Genomic DNA, 16225 nt, shown 5'->3' on the forward strand with positions numbered 1-16225 from the left:
CCCTGATTGCGTTTGGTGCCGCAATGGGCAGTGCTAGAGACCAAAAGAAGATCAGCGTGTTAAGAGTGATATAATGGATCAAACCACTAGCGCTGTTAGCGTCGAACAGCGCCTACTCGAAAGCGAAGCCCGGCTCCGGCTTCTGACCGAAGCGAGTACAGACGTCCTGTACCGGATGAGTCCGGATTGGGGCGAGATGAAGGAACTGGATGGGGGCGGTTTCCTGCCCAGCACCCCGTCATCCAACCCGAACCGTTCCTGGTTGCTGGCCTATATTCCCGAAAGCGATCAGCCGGCGGTAACCGCCGCCATCGATGAAGCGATCCGGCTCAAGAAGATATTCGATCTCGAACATCGCGTTGTGCGTGCGGATGGGACCGTCGGCTGGACGCTGTCCCGTGCCGTTCCGCTACTGAGCGCAGATGGCGAGATCATCGAGTGGTTCGGGGCAGCAAGCGACATCAGCGCTCGGCGTGAGGCTGAGGCTGCAATGCGCGAGAGCGAAGCGAAATTGCGCCAGTTCAACCAAACTCTCGAGCAGCAAATCGCCGAACGCACGGCCGAGCGCGACCGCCTTTGGGAAGCATCGCCCGATCTTCTCGTGGTCATAGACTTCGACGGGGTCTTCCAGCGTGTAAATCCAGCCTGGACCACGGTCCTCGGCTATGCGCCTGACGAACTCGTCGGGCATCACGTCAACGAGTTCGTCGTTCCGGACGATCACGGCAAGACGGTCGACGCCTATGAAACGGCTGCAGCCGGCAATCAGCCACGGATCGAGAACCGCTACCGTCACAAGGATGGCTCGACCCGTACTATCTCATGGGTTGCCGCTCCGGCCGGCGGCATCGCCTATGCAACGGGTCGCGATGTCACCGCTGAGCGGGAGATGGAGGCAAGGCTGCACGACGAGCAGGACTTTGCGCGCCTCGCCCTCTCAGCCGTTGGTGGCGTCGGCGTGTGGACCTACGATGTCGCGTCCGACTGCTTCTTCTGCGACGCGGCGATCTCGGCCCTGTACGCGCTCGATCCGGAGCGGGCCGCAGCGGGCCTGCCGCGCGAAGAGTTTCTGGCCAACGTCCATTCGCAGGACCGCTCGTCGCTGCAGAAAACGATGGATGGCGGGCTGCAACGATCAGGCGATCTGGAACTTGAGTATCGTCTGGTTCACCCCGACGGGTCGATCCACTGGGTGCTGTCGCGTGGACACACCTACTTCGACGAGAGCGGCAAGCCTGTCCGGCGAACCGGCGTCGGTGTCGATATGACCGGGCAGCGGCAACTCGAAGATCAGCTACGCCAGGCGCAGAAGATGGAGGCGGTCGGCCAGCTCACCGGAGGGCTGGCGCATGACTTCAACAACCTCCTGACGGGCATGATGGGCAATCTGGAACTGCTCCAGATGCGTCTGGAGCGAGGCAAGCTCGACGATGCCGAGCGCTTCATTCACGCAGCGCAGGGAGCTGGGCGGCGCGCAGCTTCCCTGACTCAGCGTCTGCTCGCCTTCTCACGGCGGCAGACGCTCGATCCAAGGCCAACCGACGTCAACCGTCTCATCGCCGGGGTCGAGGACCTGCTGCGCAGAACGGTGGGGCCGACCACGGATATCGAGGTTGTGGGAGCGGCGGGGTTGTGGCCCGCCATGATCGACGCGACGCAGCTCGAGAGCGCGATTCTCAACCTATGCATCAACGCGCGCGATGCCATGCCCGATGGCGGTCGGATCACGATCGAGACCGCGAACAAGTGGCTCGACGACCGGGCGGCCCGTGCGCGCGACCTGTCGGCAGGGCAATATCTGTCGATCTGCGTCACGGATAGCGGCACGGGCATGTCGCCAGCGACAATCGAGCGCGCCTTCGAGCCCTTCTACACGACCAAGCCGATCGGAAAGGGGACCGGGCTCGGGCTGTCGATGATCTACGGCTTCGCTCGTCAGTCGGGTGGCCAGGTAAGAATCTACTCAGAGCTGGGGCATGGGACCACGATCTGCATCTATCTCCCCCGCTATGCCGGCGATGCCCTGCTGGGCGAGGAGGAGGAGGCGATCGCTACCGCCGCAACGGCCAGCGGTCAGACGATCCTGGTGGTCGACGACGAAGCCACGATCCGGCATCTCATCGACGAGGTGCTCGACGAGCGGGGCTACACCGTGATCGGCGCGGCAGATGGTGCATCGGGCATCAAGGTGCTGCAATCGGGCGCGAAGATCGAACTGCTGATCACCGATGTCGGCTTGCCGAACGGCATGAACGGGCGCCAGGTCGCGGACGCCGCACGCTCTCTCCGCCCCGACCTGAAGGTGCTTTTCATCACTGGCTATGCGGAGAACGCTGCGGTCGGCAACGGCCACCTCGAACCCGGTATGGAGCTGCTGACCAAGCCCTTCACGATGCAAGGGCTCGCGGCCAAGGTCGCGGAGATGATGAACGTCGGTGGCACCTCATGACGGAGTTCGGTCGACGCTCTCATGCGGCAGCGGTCAAACCAAAGATTTCTCGGGCCGCATTGGAAGCCAGAGCTTGTCTCAAAAGTATGTCTCAAAACCTATCATTAATCGGGTAGAGATGCGTTCGGAAACTGAGGAGCTATCGGTCACGCCCACTCATGCCGCGCCACGCCGACGACCTCCTGCTCCGTTCGACCGCTCGATGCTTCGGACGGAAATCGCCGCTGGGTGTCGCCCGGGCGAAGGTTTCAACATGTCAGGAGAACCGACGAAACCCTCCCTGCCCGGCCGCATTCTTTTTTCCAGGAAGGGCAGTTACTGGAATAAACATCGGCAGTGGCGTGCGTGGTTAGATCGCTTATGTGTTAGCATGACTAAGCGCCATTGCCTCCGTGGGGTGGCAATTTTGGTTAGTTCGGTTATATGTTAGCGAGACTAACCACAGGAGCTGTCCATGGCGACCCTCGCCACCGCTGTCGATCCGAGCGCCTTCGCCAATCTGGTGTTCGCCAGCCTGGTCGAGACCGCGCGCGCCAAGCCGGCCAAGCGGCGCGGGGCTCCGCGTTCCGAAGCCGCCAGCGACACCTTATATATAGCGCCTACTGTTGAGGGCTTCTCCGAACAGTATCGAACCGCCGTCGATCACGCGATCGAGCAGCTGACCGCCACGGGCATCGCAGCCGACCCGGATCGACAGGCACTCTACGCAATCGTCGACAAGCTGTTGCCGGATGTCCGCGCGCGGCATCTCGAGCGCAAGATCGAGCAGCTCCTCGACGTCCTGGCCGATACCCATGATCCGATGGCCGAGTTCCATACCGCAGTCGCGGCTGACAACACCGCCATCCGCCAGCGCTTCATGCACGAGGTCGAGACGCTGACCTCGGCCGAGGTCGCGGCGCGCGCCGGGCATGAAGCCAAGAACCGCCACCAGACCGCCGCGCGCTGGAAAGCGCAGCGCCGCGTCTTCGCGGTCCCCTACCAGGGACAGGACCGCTTCCCGACCTTCCAGTTCGACGCCGACGGCAAGCCGCTTCCCCTCATCAAGAGGATTTTGGAGGTCCTGCCGACGAGCCGGTCACCATGGCAAACCGCCTTCTGGTTCGTGTCGACCAACTCGTGGCTGGGTGGACCCGCTCCGAGGGAACTCCTCGACGATGAAGCGGCCGTCCTCGACGCCGCGGCGCATGAGAGCGACGAGATCGGCGGGTGACAGCGCTGGCGCCGACCGGCATTGTCCCCAAACCGCCGACCGCCTTTGCGACCCACGTCACCGATCTGCCCGTAGGCGCCGTTCTCTGGCGCATTCACGCCGAAAAGCTTGCCGGCGATGCGTTCAATCCGGGCTTTGGCTCCTCGCGATTCGCGCCGATCGGCCCCGTGCGCAAACGCGTGCCGACCGCCTATGCCGCGGATGGATTTGAGGCCGCGGTCTACGAGACGATCTTCCATGATCTCGATCCTGCTCAGTCCTTCAAGACGTTTCCGCTTAGCAAGCTCGCGGATGTGCGCTGCTCGGTGCTGCGGGTCGCCAGCCCGCTGGCGCTGCGCTCTTTCCTCGCGCCGGACCTGATGAAACTCGGCATTGCTCGCAATCAGTTGATCGACACACCCGCGAGCGAGTTCTCGGATACGCGGCGCTGGTCCGCGGCGCTGCACCGCAAGGACGCCGCCACGCACGGGATGGTCTGGGAGTCTCGCGCCTATCCCTCGTCGCTGGCGGTGATGTTCTTCGGCGATCGCGTGCCGCCCGGAGCGCTCAGCGTAGTCAGCGCCGTCCGGGTTGATGCCGACCCAAGCCTTGCCGCGCGGTTCAAGGCACTGGCGGATCGATCGGGCGTATCGCTGATCGTATGATCGACCCAATTCCCGCCATTCCTGGCGCCTATTGGCCTCCCCAACTTCCGACGTTCATTCAGCTTTGCGGATCGTCGCGCATCGCTGCCGGAATGGCGAGACCTGGGACGAAGCAGTCGTTCGGGCAATCGGCCGGGAATGTCGGGTTTCGGATGAATCGGCCATTCGCGGGGCTTCCGAGATTTGCTCGGCATCGAGCCAGCCTGCACGGTAGTGACTCCGCGGGGCGTCGATCTCACGCCAAAATAACAGCCGCGGCTCCCCTGACGAAAAACCCCGCCTCCGAGGTTGTCGCGCACTTTCTCAATCCGACAGGGTATCTCGCACAATAGTGCGAACCTAGAGCACGTGCGCCACCGCCCCACGCCGCAATTCTCCAGAATTTGCGGTGCTCTGCGTCGCCTATCATGTGTTTTCCGACAGTCTCAAGACGCTGCGGCAACCTATACCGGCGTCATGACCAAGATACTGGATACGGACAGGAGATCGCAGGGTTCACCTGAACCCTCATTTCTGCACCTGAACGACAGCGCCCGGCATCATCGGGTCGCCTGACGCAATGACGAGGTACCGGCGCATGTCGCCCTTCGCGTCGCTGACGATCTGGCGGAGCGGTCCGAGCGTGTTGACGAGCGCGCCGCCCGCCGGATTGGTCATGAACTTTGCCAGAGGCTGGATCACGCCGCCACCATCAGCGCGGGAAGATAGCCCAAGGACATAGGGCATCTTTGGGCTGAGGCCCGCAACCGCCGCCTGCAGGATCTGGACCTGGCCCTGATCGAACAACGTGACCTGGCTGCGGCCAGTCCCGGCGAGGGTCAGCTGGATCTTCATGCCGGCCTGTGCGAGCGGTATCAGGTTTGCACGGCCTTCGCCTACTGGCACCGCGCCAGGAACATAGGCCACGCCTTGCGGCCCCTGACCGATCGGAATCGTCGCGATGACGGTGTTGCTGGCGGTGTCGATCGCCGCAACAGCGTCGGCGTTCTCCAGCCCGACATACATCCGCGTGCCGTCGCCCGACGGCCACAAGCCGTGCGGCAGCGCGCCGACCGGAATGCTTGCGACCTGCACGAAGTCGGTGGTGCGGAATACCTTGACGACGTTCTCGGTGCCGACCGTCACATAGGCGAACTGGCCGGTCTTAGTGCGGGCGATGTTGACGTGGTTGGTGATCGCGCCGGTGTCGAACGTCTTCAGGATCGCGAACGGTGGCTTGGCATCGAACACCATGACCTTGCCGACGTCCTTCAGCGTCAACCAGACCTGCTTGCCGTCGGGCGTCGCGGCGATGTCGGGGCAGAACGGGCTCGCCTGCTTGACGCGACCGACGATCTTCTTCGAGGCGGTGTCGATCACCACGGTCTCTGGTGTGAAGCTCGAACAGACGTAACCGTATTTTCCGTTCGGCGAGAAAATCGTCATGCCGGGGCCGTTGGGGACGGGGATGCGCGTGGTCGGCGCGAAGGTCTTGCCGTCGAGCACCTGGATATAATCCTCGCCGCGCACCGCGACCCAGACTTCGCGACCGTCGGGGCGGAAAAACGCCTCATGCGGCGAGCGCCCGACATAGGTCGTGTGCTTCACGGCATTGGTCGCGGTATCGATGAACGTCACCGAGTTCGAACCGATCGAGATCGCCGCCAGCGTCTTACGATCGGGCGAGAAGCCCATGCCGTGGACAAGCAGCTGCCCCTTGTAGAGCGGGCTAAGGTTGGCGGGGGTCTGGTCGCCGAGCTTGATGACGCCGAGCAGCGTATTGGTTGACGGGTCGATCACCGACACGGTGTTGGAGAACTGGTCCGACGTGTAGAACCGGTCCTGCGCGCTGACAGGGATGTCGGGGGTCGCATTGGGCACTTGCTGGGCAAACGCAGGGCCTGAAAAGCACAAGGCGGCGCAGGCGGTTAGGGTGAAACGCTTCATGGACGGTCTCCGTGATGGGGGTGACCAGTCGCGGTCGGTTCGGTGTGACGTGGCAACGCGCCGCCTTCGGATATGATGCCCTGCATCACCGCGATTTCCTGACGCTGTTCGACGATGATCCCTTGCGCAAGCCGGCGCAGGCGTTCGTCCTTGCCGTAACGCAGCTCGATCTCAGCCATGTCGATCGCGCCTTGATGATGCGGGATCATCATCCTTGCGAAGTCGCGATCGGGATCGTTTGAATAGCCGGTCATCATCGCGCCGTGCATCCGCGTCATCGCCGCATCCATCGCGGACGCGAAGCCGTCCGTATGCGCGATAGCAGCGGTCGATACGGACAAGCCTATCGCCATCAGCAAGGTCGTGCGTGATCTCATCGTCCTGTCCCTAGTTTTCCTGTTTACGACACGCGAGCGATGATGCCGATAATCGTTGCTAGCACGGCCATGCAGGCCGGGAGAAAGAGCATCTGTATAGCCGCTTCGCGCCCTGTGATCGTGCCCGTCAGGATATCGACCGGGCCCTTGATGAACTCCGAGAACGAACGGAGGGGTTCGCCGGGGGCGGGAGTATCGCTGAGTACGATGCCGCCAGCAATCAGACCGAAATACAGGATCATGAAGACCGACACGACCGTCAGGACGAGCGCCGTAGCTGCATCACGTGCGAAGAAGGTCCAGAAAGTCAGCAACATTGCTGCATACACGCCGACGAGCAAGCCCAACGTGGCAGGATGGACGCCGCGCGATGCGATGCCTGGAGCCGTCCTTTCCAGCTCGTCATAATTGCCTGCATCCGGCACGATTGCGAGATGTCGACGTACAGGCTTAGCTGCAACGAGTGTCTCGGTAGCGAGATCGTAGATCGGCTGTGTTGCCATGAGGAAGTCTCCGCGCGTCTCGATGAATGCCGAGCGTGACAGGATAGATGATTGCGGCGGGGCGGTCGGTCCAACGCATAACCACGGTCATTCCAATCATTTAACAAGAACGGTTGCAGACCTATGATCGCGTTTTCGTATTGAAATCATCGCGACCATGCGTTGGACGCGAGGGACATATCGGTCGATCTAGCGGCATCGGATCGGCACGATCACCCGCCGGGTCCGTGATAAGGATCAAACGATGAAAGCTGCGATCGTTCTGGTTGCCGCGATGTTGGCCTCCGTAGCGCCAGTCCCGGCAATCGCTCAGGCCTATTGGGCTGCACCTGCGGCGGACGACTTTGCCTACGATATCAAGGCGGTTCAGGCACCGTGGTCGAAGGCTGATATCGACCTCAGCCATCATGACCGGATCTATGTGTCTGACCCTACATCGACGAAGATCGTTGTCATCGATCCTGCAGCGGGCAACGAACTGGGACGGATCGACCTCGCCAAAAGCGCGATAGCTGAGCCCAGCTTTTCCAGCCTCAAAGTCCAGCACCTGGCTGCAACGCGTGACGGGCGGACCCTGGCGGTATCGGCATTAGCGCAGCACAGTGTGACGCTCGTAGATCTGGCCACGAACACGGAACGAGGCCGGACCGTGTTCCAGACGTCGCCTACTGCCGTCGCGTTTACGCCCAATGGGCACGAACTCTGGGTTTCGCTCGGCGATGAACATGCCATCGCGGTCGTGGATCCTAAGACCGCGCGGGAGATCACCCGCGTACCAGCAAGTGGCGGAGCGGGCGCGACCATCCTGTCGCCAAACGGACGCTATGCCTTTGTATCGCTTACTGAAAGGCCGTCCATCCTGGTTGTCGACGTCGAGCATCGGCGCGTCGTCGGACACGTTGCCAGCAACGGTGCAGGTGCGGGAGCAATCGCGGTCTCGCCAGATGGCAAACAGATCTGGGCAACACGCCGCGAGAGCGGCACGACCACGGTCTTTGCTGCCAAACCGCCGTTTGCGGTACGCGAAGTGATAAACACTGGTCCAGCAACGGGCGCGGTCAACTTCGCCCAGCGCGCAGACGATTCCTTTGCCTATGTCAGCGTTGGCGGCGATCAACCTGCAATCAAGGTCTATAGAACCGACAGCCTGGAGGCTGTGGCAACCGTCCCGCTACAAGCGGCTCCGAGTGCGGTTTGGCCGTCGGGCGATGGTACGAGGATCTATGCCAGCCTGGCCGGAACCAACAAGGTCGCTGGGATCGACACGCTGACGTACACCACCGTGTCGACGATCCCGATCAGTACGGATGCGCAAAGCCTGATCTACGTTCCTGGTGCCGTAAGATCAGGAAAAGGTCGCGCCAATCTGGTGCCATCCGGGCGCGATGCGGCGCTTGCCCTGGCGGCGCGTTGATCAGTCTCACACCGTCTGTAATCTTCCAACGAAAGCCCTTTCCAAAATGACCAAGCCCCCCGTCAGGATCGCGATCAGCGGTGCCGCAGGACAAATTTGCTATTCGCTGCTCTTCCGGGTCGCGCAGGGTGACGTGTTCGGACCGGAGCAGCCCGTTATCCTTCAACTGCTCGACGTGCCGCAGGCGCTGGACGCAGTACGCGGAGTGGTCATGGAACTGGAGGATTGCGCGTTTCCGCTGCTGGCAGATGTGATCATTACTGATGATCCGATGGTGGCTTTCAAGGACATCGATGCGGCCATGCTAGTCGGGTCTCGTCCCCGCTCAAAGGGCATGGAGCGCCGTGATTTGCTCGCTGCCAACGCAGCGATCTTCAAGACGCAGGGCGTAGCGCTGGACGCAGTGGCCAAACGCGACGCCAAGATCCTGGTCGTCGGCAATCCCGCCAATACAAATGCCTGGATCCTTGCGCAAAGCGCACCGGGTTTCCCTGCCGAAAACATCACGTCGATGATCCGCCTTGATCACAACCGCGCGCAGGGACAGCTTGCCGCCAAGGCGGGTGTCGGTGTCGATGCGATTACAAAGCTCGTCGTCTGGGGAAACCATTCGCCGACGATGTTTGCCGACTGGGGGAATGCCGAACTCGACGGCCAAAAGCTCGCCGACCGTATCGGAGACGAGCCTTGGTACCGCGAAGCGTTGATCCCCACCGTTGCGCAGCGCGGAACCGCGATCATCGAAGCACGGGGTGCGTCCTCGGCCGCGTCGGCCGCAAATGCAGCGATCGACCATCTGCGCGACTGGGTGCACGGGGCAGGCGATAATTGGGTGTCGATGGGCGTGGTGTCAGATGGCTCCTACGGTATCCCGCAAGGGCTGGTGTGCGGCGTGCCGGTGCACTGCGAGCGCGGTGGCTATGCGCGTATCGAGGGGCTAACCCTCGATCCATTCCAGCGAACGATGCTCGATCGCACGATTGCCGAACTGGTCGATGAACGTGAGGCGGTCATCGATATTCTGAAATGACCAATCGGCATACCTGATTGGAACGACCATAATCTTTGGTTGGTGCGATTGATCTCCTTTCCCTATCATTAGGGCAAGGAGATCGGGCATGACCCTCGAACAACTCAGGATTTTCGTCGGTGTCGCGGAGCGCGAGCACATGACGCGCGCTGCCGAAGCGCTCAATGTGACGCAGTCGGCCGCAAGCGCTGCCATCGCCGCGCTGGAAGCCCGCCACGGCGTGCCGCTATTCCACCGGGTCGGCCGCGGGATCGAACTGTCCGAAGCGGGCCGCATGTTCCTGGTCGACGCACGCGCAGTGCTTGGCCGTGCCGCCAGCGCGGAACTTGCACTGGCCGAATATGCAGGACTGGAGCGCGGCACTCTGCGGCTAGTCGCAAGCCAGACGATCGCGGGCTATTGGCTGCCCCGCCAGCTGGCCGCGTTCCATGCGCGCTACCCCGCGATCTCAATCGAACTGGCGATCGACAACACGGAAGGGGCCGCGGCGCGCGTGCTCGACGGTGCGGTCGAGCTCGGCTTCGTCGAGGGTGTGATCGACGAGCCCGCGCTCGCGCATTGGACGGTCGCGAACGACCGCATGGTGCTGGTTAGCAACCGCGCTGCCGACACGATTGACGAGGACTGGATCCGCGCCGCGCGCTGGATCGTCCGCGAGCAGGGATCGGGCACGCGCTCGTCGTTCGAGGAGGTGTTGCGCCAGCGCGGCGTCGATCCGTCGGACCTCACCACCGCGCTGACCCTGCCGTCGAACGAGGCGGTGCGTAGCGCGGTCGAGGCCGGCGCAGGCGTCGCGGTCCTGTCGCAGCATGTCGTCGCACCTGCAATCGCGGCCGGAACGTTGCACGATCTGCCGCTCGGTCTGCCGCGGCGTCCGTTCTACGCGCTGCGGCATAAAGAGCGCTATCGTACCCGGGCGGCCGACGCGCTGACCGATCTCATCAAGGAGACTGGCAAGTGACCGCCGATCTGAAACCCGTTCTTGATGGCCTGAAGCCGCTCAGCCGGCTCGACTCACCGCGCGAGATGATCCGGCAGTTCACCCCCAACTGGTTCGCCGCGACCATGGGCACCGGTATCCTGGCGCTCGCCCTGCCGCAGGTGCCGGGCGTAGGCACGTCGCTGCACCCGGTCGGCGAGGTGTTGTGGTATTTCAACATCGCGCTCTTCACGCTGTTCGCCGGGCTCTACACCGCGCGCTGGACGATTTTCGGGCACGAGGCGCGGCGGATCTTCGGGCACAACACCGTATCGATGTTCATCGGTACGATCCCGATGGGCCTCGCGACGATCATCAACGGGTTCCTGGCGTTCGGCCTGCCGCGGTTCGGCGCCGGCGTGATCCCGATCGCCGAGACATTGTGGTGGATCGACGTCGCGATGTCGCTCGCCTGCGGTGTAGCGATCCCGTATCTGATGTTCACACGGCACCAGCACAGTCTCGATGCGATGACCGCAGTCTGGCTGCTGCCGGTGGTCGCAGCCGAGGTCGCAGGCGCGAGCGGAGGCCTGCTCGCACCGCATCTGGCGGACGCCCATCATCAGTTCGTGGTGCTGGCGACCTCCTATGTCCTGTGGGCCTATTCGGTGCCGGTCGCGTTCGGCATTCTCGCGATCCTGATCCTGCGGATGGCGCTCCACAAGCTGCCGCACGAGAGCATGGCCGCCTCGAGCTGGCTCGCGCTCGGTCCGATCGGCACCGGCGCGCTCGGGATGCTGGTGCTCGGTAGCGACGCGCCCGCGATCCTCGCCGCCAACGGGCTTGGCTCGATCGGCGCAGTGGCGCAAGGAATCGGCACGATCGCCGGGCTGTTGCTCTGGGGCTTCGGCCTGTGGTGGCTGGCGCTCGCGACGCTGATCACGATCCGCTACTGGCGCGCGGGTATCCCGTTCAACCTCGGCTGGTGGGGCTACACCTTCCCGCTCGGCGTCTACACGGTCGCCACCTTCAAGCTCGGCACGACGCTCCAGCTCGGCTTTTTCGGGATCGTCGGCACCGTCCTCACGGTGGCGCTCGCAGCGATGTGGCTACTGGTCGGGGCCAAGACGGTCGCAGGTGGCTGGCGCGGCAACCTGTTCGTGTCGCCCTGCATCGCCCAAGCCAATTAAAGGGCCGAACTGATCGTCCTGCCGGATCGAACCGGCGCATCTGATCGACCCGTACCGGGCAGACCGGCGGACAGGTCGCGCATACAGATCATGAGATAACGGGAGAATGCTGGTGGACAGCCTGGATACGAAACTGGCGCAGGCGACGAACCGCCGTCGCTTTCTTGCAGAGGCCGCGATCGGCAGCGGCGCGCTGATCGCCGCACCCGCGCTGGCGCAGAGCATGGTCGACCTGCATCTGCCGGGTGGCCCATCGGAACGGCCGATGACCAGTGCGTTCCCCGGCAAGGGCAGCATGATCCTCCAGCGGATCCACCCGCCGCTGCTGGAAACGCCGATGAGCGTGTTCAATGGCGACGTCTTCACGCCGAACGACCAGTTCTTCGTCCGCTGGCACTGGGCCGACATCCCGACCGCGATCGATGTCGAGGCATTCCGGATCAAGGTGCACGGCGCGGTCACGCGGCCGCTGTCGATCTCGCTCGCGCAACTGCTGAAGCTGCCGCGCGTCGAGCTGGCGGCGATCAACCAATGCTCGGGTAATTCGCGTGCGCTGTTCCAGCCGCCCGTCGCGGGCGCGCAGTGGCGTCACGGGGCGATGGGCAACGCCAAATGGCTCGGCGTTCGCTTACGCGACGTGCTCGACATCGCCGGCGTGAAGCCGGGCGCGGTCGCGGTACGGTTCGGTGCGCTCGACCAGCCGGTGGTCACGGGCGCACCGGATTTCGCCAAGTCGCTGTCGATCGACCACGCACGCGACGGCGAAGTGATGCTGGCGTTCGGAATGAACGGCGAGCAGATGCCGCTCCTCAATGGCTTCCCGGTCCGGCTGATCGTACCCGGCTGGTATTCGACCTATTGGGTCAAGATGCTGAACGACATCGAGGTGCTCGCCGCACCCGACGACGGTTACTGGATGGCCAAGGCTTACAAAATCCCTGACACTCCAGGCGCGAACGTGCGGCCGGGCCAGAAGGATTTCCCGGCCGTTCCGATCAACAAGATGATCCCGCGCAGTTGGGTCACGAGCCTCGACGAAGGGCAGGCGATCGCGTTCGACCGCTCGATCCCGCTGGGCGGCATTGCGATGGGGGGCGATTGCGGCGTCGCCAAGGTCGATGTGTCGACCGACAACGGCAAGACCTGGTACAAGACGACGCTCGGCCCCGATCACGGCAAATACAGTTTCCGCCGCTGGGATGCGCAGGTTCCGCTCACCCATGCGGGCCCGACCAGGCTGATGTCGCGCTGCTGGAACACCGCCGGCCTCGCGCAGCCGATGATGCCGATCTGGAACCCGGGCGGTTTCATGCGCGGCAACATCGAAACCACCAACATCGTCGTCGGCTGAGGAGCAACGCCTGTGAAAACGCCTTCCATCGGCACGCTGTCGTTCGGGTTCGTCGGCGCGACCGTCGTTCTGCTGCTTGCGATCGGTTCCCCGAACAGCCGTGTCGCCCCGACGCCTGCCGCCCCGACCGCGCCACCACCGCCTAGCGTCTCGGCCCGCGGTTTCTCACTGGCGTCCACCTCGATCGATCTCCCGACCGACGAAGGTCAATATCCCGCCGGCCCGCATGCCGACGTCATCAATGCCAACTGCACGTCGTGTCATTCGGCGAGCATGGCGCTCAACCAGCCACCACTCTCCGCCGACCAGTGGACCGCGGAGGTCACCAAGATGCGGGAGGTCTACAAGGCGCCCGTCGCCGCAGCCGATGTGCCGGCGATCGTTGCCTATCTGACCGCCATGAGCACAAAGCAGCCGGGCGCCGCGAAGGGCAAGGCACAGGACCCCGATCCGAAGGCTGCGCCCGACGTATCGGGGGGATCAGGCTAGGCCCATCAACTCACGGCACGCGGTTCTGCGCGCGAAGTGCTGTGCAGCGTGTACGTGTCTCGCGCAGTGTTGCATTGGGGGCAAGGCCGTTCGCGGGCACCTTGGGTATCGCAACGCGCTGCGACAGGTAGATGCCGTTGTGGCCCGAGCAGAGATAGGCCACGAAACAGGCGACGGCGATCGGCACCGCATAGCCGGCGCCGAACAGTTCGATTCCCATGAAGGTGCAGGCGAGCGGGGTATTGGCGGCCCCGGCAAAGACCGCGACAAAGCCGATCGCGGCGAACAGGCCCGTCGGCACGCCCAAGAAAGGCGCCAGCGCGTTACCGAGCGCTGCGCCGATGAAGAACAACGGCGTGACTTCACCGCCTTTGAAACCCGCGCCGAGCGTAACGACGGTAAACAGGAGCTTGATCGCCCAACTCCACGGATGCGTGTCCGGTCCGAAGAAGCTGGCGATGGTAAGGCTGTCGGGCCTCGCTGCCAGGACACCCAGGCCCAGATAGTCGCGCGTGCCGAACAAGAAGACGAGCGCGATAACGAAGACCCCGCCGATCACTGGACGTAGCGGACCATAGGGAACAATCCGCTTGAGCCATCCCCCGACCAGGTGGTTGGCTTCGGCGAAGGCCAGACCAACCAGTCCGAATATGATCCCCGCAACACCTGCCTTCGTCACGAGCAGCGCATCGACCGGTATCGACGCGCCGATCGGGTAGACACCGTGATGGATACCCCAGGCGAGGCACGTCCAATCTCCGACCAGCGCCGCAACGAGGCAAGGCACTAGCGCGGAGTATTCGACGCGGCCGATCGCCAGCACTTCGAGCGCGAAGACCGCGCCTGCGATCGGCGTGCCGAAGACCGCGCCGAACCCGGCTGCGATACCCGTCATCAACAGGATGCGCGTGCCGCCCGCATCGAGGCGGAGCGCGCGGCCGAAACCGCTGGCAAGGCTTCCGCCCAATTGGACGGCGGTGCCCTCACGTCCGGCCGAGCCACCGAAAAGATGCGTCACCACTGTGCCGAAGAAGATGAGCGGCGCCATCCGCAGAGGCACCCCGCCACCAGGCTCGTGGATCTGCTCCACGATCAGGTTGTTGCCGCCCTCCACCGAGCGCCCGATGAGATGGTACAGTAATCCGACAACGAACCCGCCCACCGGCAGCAGATAGAGCAGCCAAGGCGACGCAAACCGCAGTCGCGTAACGGTATCGAGACTCAGCAGGAACGCCGCACATAGCGTCCCGACGAGTGCCGCCATGGGCAGCAAGATCAGCGCCCAGCGCAGGACAGAGATCGCATGGTCGTGACGATCGCGCATGAATGCCGCGACGTTCAGCGTGCCGACGAGATTGCGAAAGGTAGCGCGCACAATTCCTCCTTGCTGCCTGAAGGCGCCAAGTAGGAATCATCAGCTCTTATCAGAGCGGTTCGGCCAAATTGCCCGGCAGAAATCCATTGCCAAAGTCGATCTATGAGACGTTTGCCCCAACCGTCAATGGGCATGTTGGTCGGGCAAATGCTCGGACCGGGCAGTCGGCAGCGTCTTGACGTGCTCCCCTGAAACTCTGCCAGTTTGAGCTAGAGTCCGCCTTCGTGAGGAGACGGACGTGAAGAAGACCAGGTTCAGCGAGGAGCAGATCATCGCGGTGCTGCGCGAGCAGGAGGGCGGGATGAAGACCGCCGACGTGTGTCGCAAACATGGGATCAGCAGCGCGACGCTCTATGCGTGGAAGGCGAAGTATGGCGGCATGGACGTGTCGCAGGCGCGCAAGCTGAAGGTGCTTGAGGAGGAGAACGGCCGGCTCAAACGGCTGCTGGCCGACGCCATGCTCGACAATGCCGTGCTGAAGGAAGTCGCCGCAAAAAACTGGTGAAGCCCGCCGCTCAGCGGAAGGCTGTCGAGCATGTTCGGCAGCTGTTCGGCATCAGCGAGCGTCGGGCGTGTACCATCTTCGGCGTGGACAGGACGTCGGTGCGCTACGCGCCCCGGCGTGGTGATGATGGCGACCTGCGGTCGCGGCTGCGCGAGATCGCGGCGGAGCGTCGCCGCTTCGGCTACCGGCGGCTGGGGATCATGCTGGCCCGCGAGGGGCTGATCATGAACCACAAGAAGCTGCTGCGGCTGTACCGCGAGGAGAACCTGCGGGTCAGGCGCCGGCGTGGCCGCAAGCGAGCGATGGGCACCCGAGCGCCCATGGCGCTGCCGCAAGGTCCGAACCAGCGCTGGAGCCTCGACTTTGTCAGCGACACGCTGATCAGCGGCCGACGCATCCGCATCCTGGCGGTGGTCGACGATTTCACGCGCGAGTGCCTGGCGTTGGTGGCCGACACCTCGCTGTCAGGCGCGCGTGTCGCTCGTGAGCTCGACGCCATCATCGCCATCAGAGGCGTACCGCCGCTGATGATCGTGAGCGACAACGGCACCGAGTTGACCAGCCTGGCGATCCTGAGATGGACGCAGGAGCGACCTATCGAGTGGCACTACATCGCACCCGGCAAGCCGCAGCAGAACGGCTACGTCGAGAGCTTCAACGGTCGTCTGCGTGACGAATGCCTCAACGAGACGCTGTTCGTGTCGCTCGGTCACGCTCGCTCGGTGCTGCGGCTCTGGCGCGACGACTACAACCATGTGCGCCCGCATAGCGGTGTTGGCGGGCTGACGCCCGCCGATGCTGCCAGGCGGGTTGTGCAACACCGCCCCGAGGGGCACCATA

The 16225-nt window shown here is 63.6% G+C and carries 14 protein-coding genes and 1 riboswitch; of the genes, 10 read left to right on the plus strand and 4 right to left on the minus strand.

All coding sequences use genetic code 11. The features are described from left to right. Positions 1-73 precede the first annotated feature (73 nt). The 3 genes from NLI89_RS12140 (at position 74) to NLI89_RS12150 (ending at position 4306) form a co-directional block, all read left to right on the plus strand. Entirely contained in the window at positions 74-2449 is a 2376-nt protein-coding gene (locus NLI89_RS12140; RefSeq protein WP_151989837.1) for a hybrid sensor histidine kinase/response regulator, read from the plus strand. Positions 2450-2903: 454 nt separating this feature from the next. After that, on the plus strand, positions 2904-3662 hold the full coding sequence (locus NLI89_RS12145; RefSeq protein ID WP_159513024.1) for a hypothetical protein: 759 nt from the start codon (positions 2904-2906) through the stop codon (positions 3660-3662). Beyond that, on the plus strand, positions 3659-4306 hold the full coding sequence (locus NLI89_RS12150; protein ID WP_159513025.1) for an RES family NAD+ phosphorylase: 648 nt from the start codon (positions 3659-3661) through the stop codon (positions 4304-4306). The genes NLI89_RS12145 and NLI89_RS12150 overlap by 4 nt, the downstream gene beginning before the upstream one ends. A 507-nt stretch (positions 4307-4813) precedes the next feature. Here NLI89_RS12150 and NLI89_RS12155 read toward each other — a convergent pair. From NLI89_RS12155 to NLI89_RS12165, 3 genes are read right to left on the minus strand one after another with little or no spacing between them, the layout of a single operon-like run. After that, positions 4814-6232, minus strand: coding sequence for a YncE family protein (locus NLI89_RS12155; RefSeq protein WP_254687258.1), 1419 nt, complete (start codon positions 6230-6232; stop codon positions 4814-4816). After that, entirely contained in the window at positions 6229-6609 is a 381-nt protein-coding gene (gene copM / locus NLI89_RS12160) for a CopM family metallochaperone (protein ID WP_254687259.1), read from the minus strand. The genes NLI89_RS12155 and copM overlap by 4 nt, the downstream gene beginning before the upstream one ends. Before the next feature lie 23 nt (positions 6610-6632). Continuing rightward, complete coding sequence (locus NLI89_RS12165) at positions 6633-7112, minus strand: hypothetical protein (protein WP_254687260.1); 480 nt, start codon at positions 7110-7112, stop codon at positions 6633-6635. A 244-nt stretch (positions 7113-7356) separates the two neighbouring features. On the opposite strand from NLI89_RS12165, the gene NLI89_RS12170 reads away from it, so the two are divergent. The 6 genes from NLI89_RS12170 (at position 7357) to NLI89_RS12195 (ending at position 13505) form a co-directional block, all read left to right on the plus strand. After that, the gene (locus NLI89_RS12170) at positions 7357-8526 is read left to right on the plus strand and encodes a YncE family protein (protein WP_254687261.1); all 1170 of its coding nucleotides are present in this window, start codon (positions 7357-7359) and stop codon (positions 8524-8526) included. Positions 8527-8572: 46 nt separating this feature from the next. Next, positions 8573-9556 (plus strand): malate dehydrogenase, encoded by a 984-nt coding sequence (locus NLI89_RS12175; protein ID WP_254687262.1) that lies wholly within the window; start codon positions 8573-8575, stop codon positions 9554-9556. Between the two features lie 88 nt (positions 9557-9644). After that, positions 9645-10517: a LysR family transcriptional regulator gene (locus NLI89_RS12180; protein ID WP_254687263.1), complete on the plus strand. Its 873-nt coding sequence runs from the start codon at positions 9645-9647 to the stop codon at positions 10515-10517. Beyond that, the gene (locus NLI89_RS12185; RefSeq protein WP_254687264.1) at positions 10514-11665 is read left to right on the plus strand and encodes a TDT family transporter; all 1152 of its coding nucleotides are present in this window, start codon (positions 10514-10516) and stop codon (positions 11663-11665) included. Before NLI89_RS12180 ends, NLI89_RS12185 begins: the two co-directional genes overlap by 4 nt. Positions 11666-11771: 106 nt before the next feature. Then, entirely contained in the window at positions 11772-13016 is a 1245-nt protein-coding gene (locus NLI89_RS12190) for a molybdopterin-dependent oxidoreductase (RefSeq protein WP_254687265.1), read from the plus strand. 12 nt (positions 13017-13028) lie between these two features. Then, positions 13029-13505 carry a hypothetical protein gene (locus NLI89_RS12195; RefSeq protein WP_254687266.1) on the plus strand — a complete coding sequence of 159 codons (477 nt, stop codon included), beginning with the start codon at positions 13029-13031 and terminating at the stop codon, positions 13503-13505. A gap of 10 nt (positions 13506-13515) precedes the next feature. On the opposite strand, the gene NLI89_RS12200 is transcribed toward NLI89_RS12195, so the two are convergent. Continuing rightward, the gene (locus NLI89_RS12200) at positions 13516-14880 is read right to left on the minus strand and encodes a voltage-gated chloride channel family protein (RefSeq protein ID WP_254687267.1); all 1365 of its coding nucleotides are present in this window, start codon (positions 14878-14880) and stop codon (positions 13516-13518) included. A gap of 23 nt (positions 14881-14903) precedes the next feature. Beyond that, positions 14904-14980, minus strand: a riboswitch (Fluoride riboswitch). 138 nt (positions 14981-15118) lie between these two features. Here NLI89_RS12200 and NLI89_RS12205 point away from each other — a divergent pair. Beyond that, positions 15119-16225 (plus strand): IS3 family transposase gene (locus NLI89_RS12205; RefSeq protein WP_439144508.1). Its coding sequence is split into 2 segments (ribosomal slippage), with 1108 coding nucleotides annotated over them: positions 15119-15371 and positions 15371-16225; the frame shifts between segments, so codons are not numbered across the junction. This gene is flagged as partial in the annotation.

Origin of the sequence: Sphingomonas faeni (assembly GCF_024273235.1) — a bacterium.
GTDB classification, from domain to species: Bacteria; Pseudomonadota; Alphaproteobacteria; order Sphingomonadales; family Sphingomonadaceae; genus Sphingomonas; species Sphingomonas faeni_A.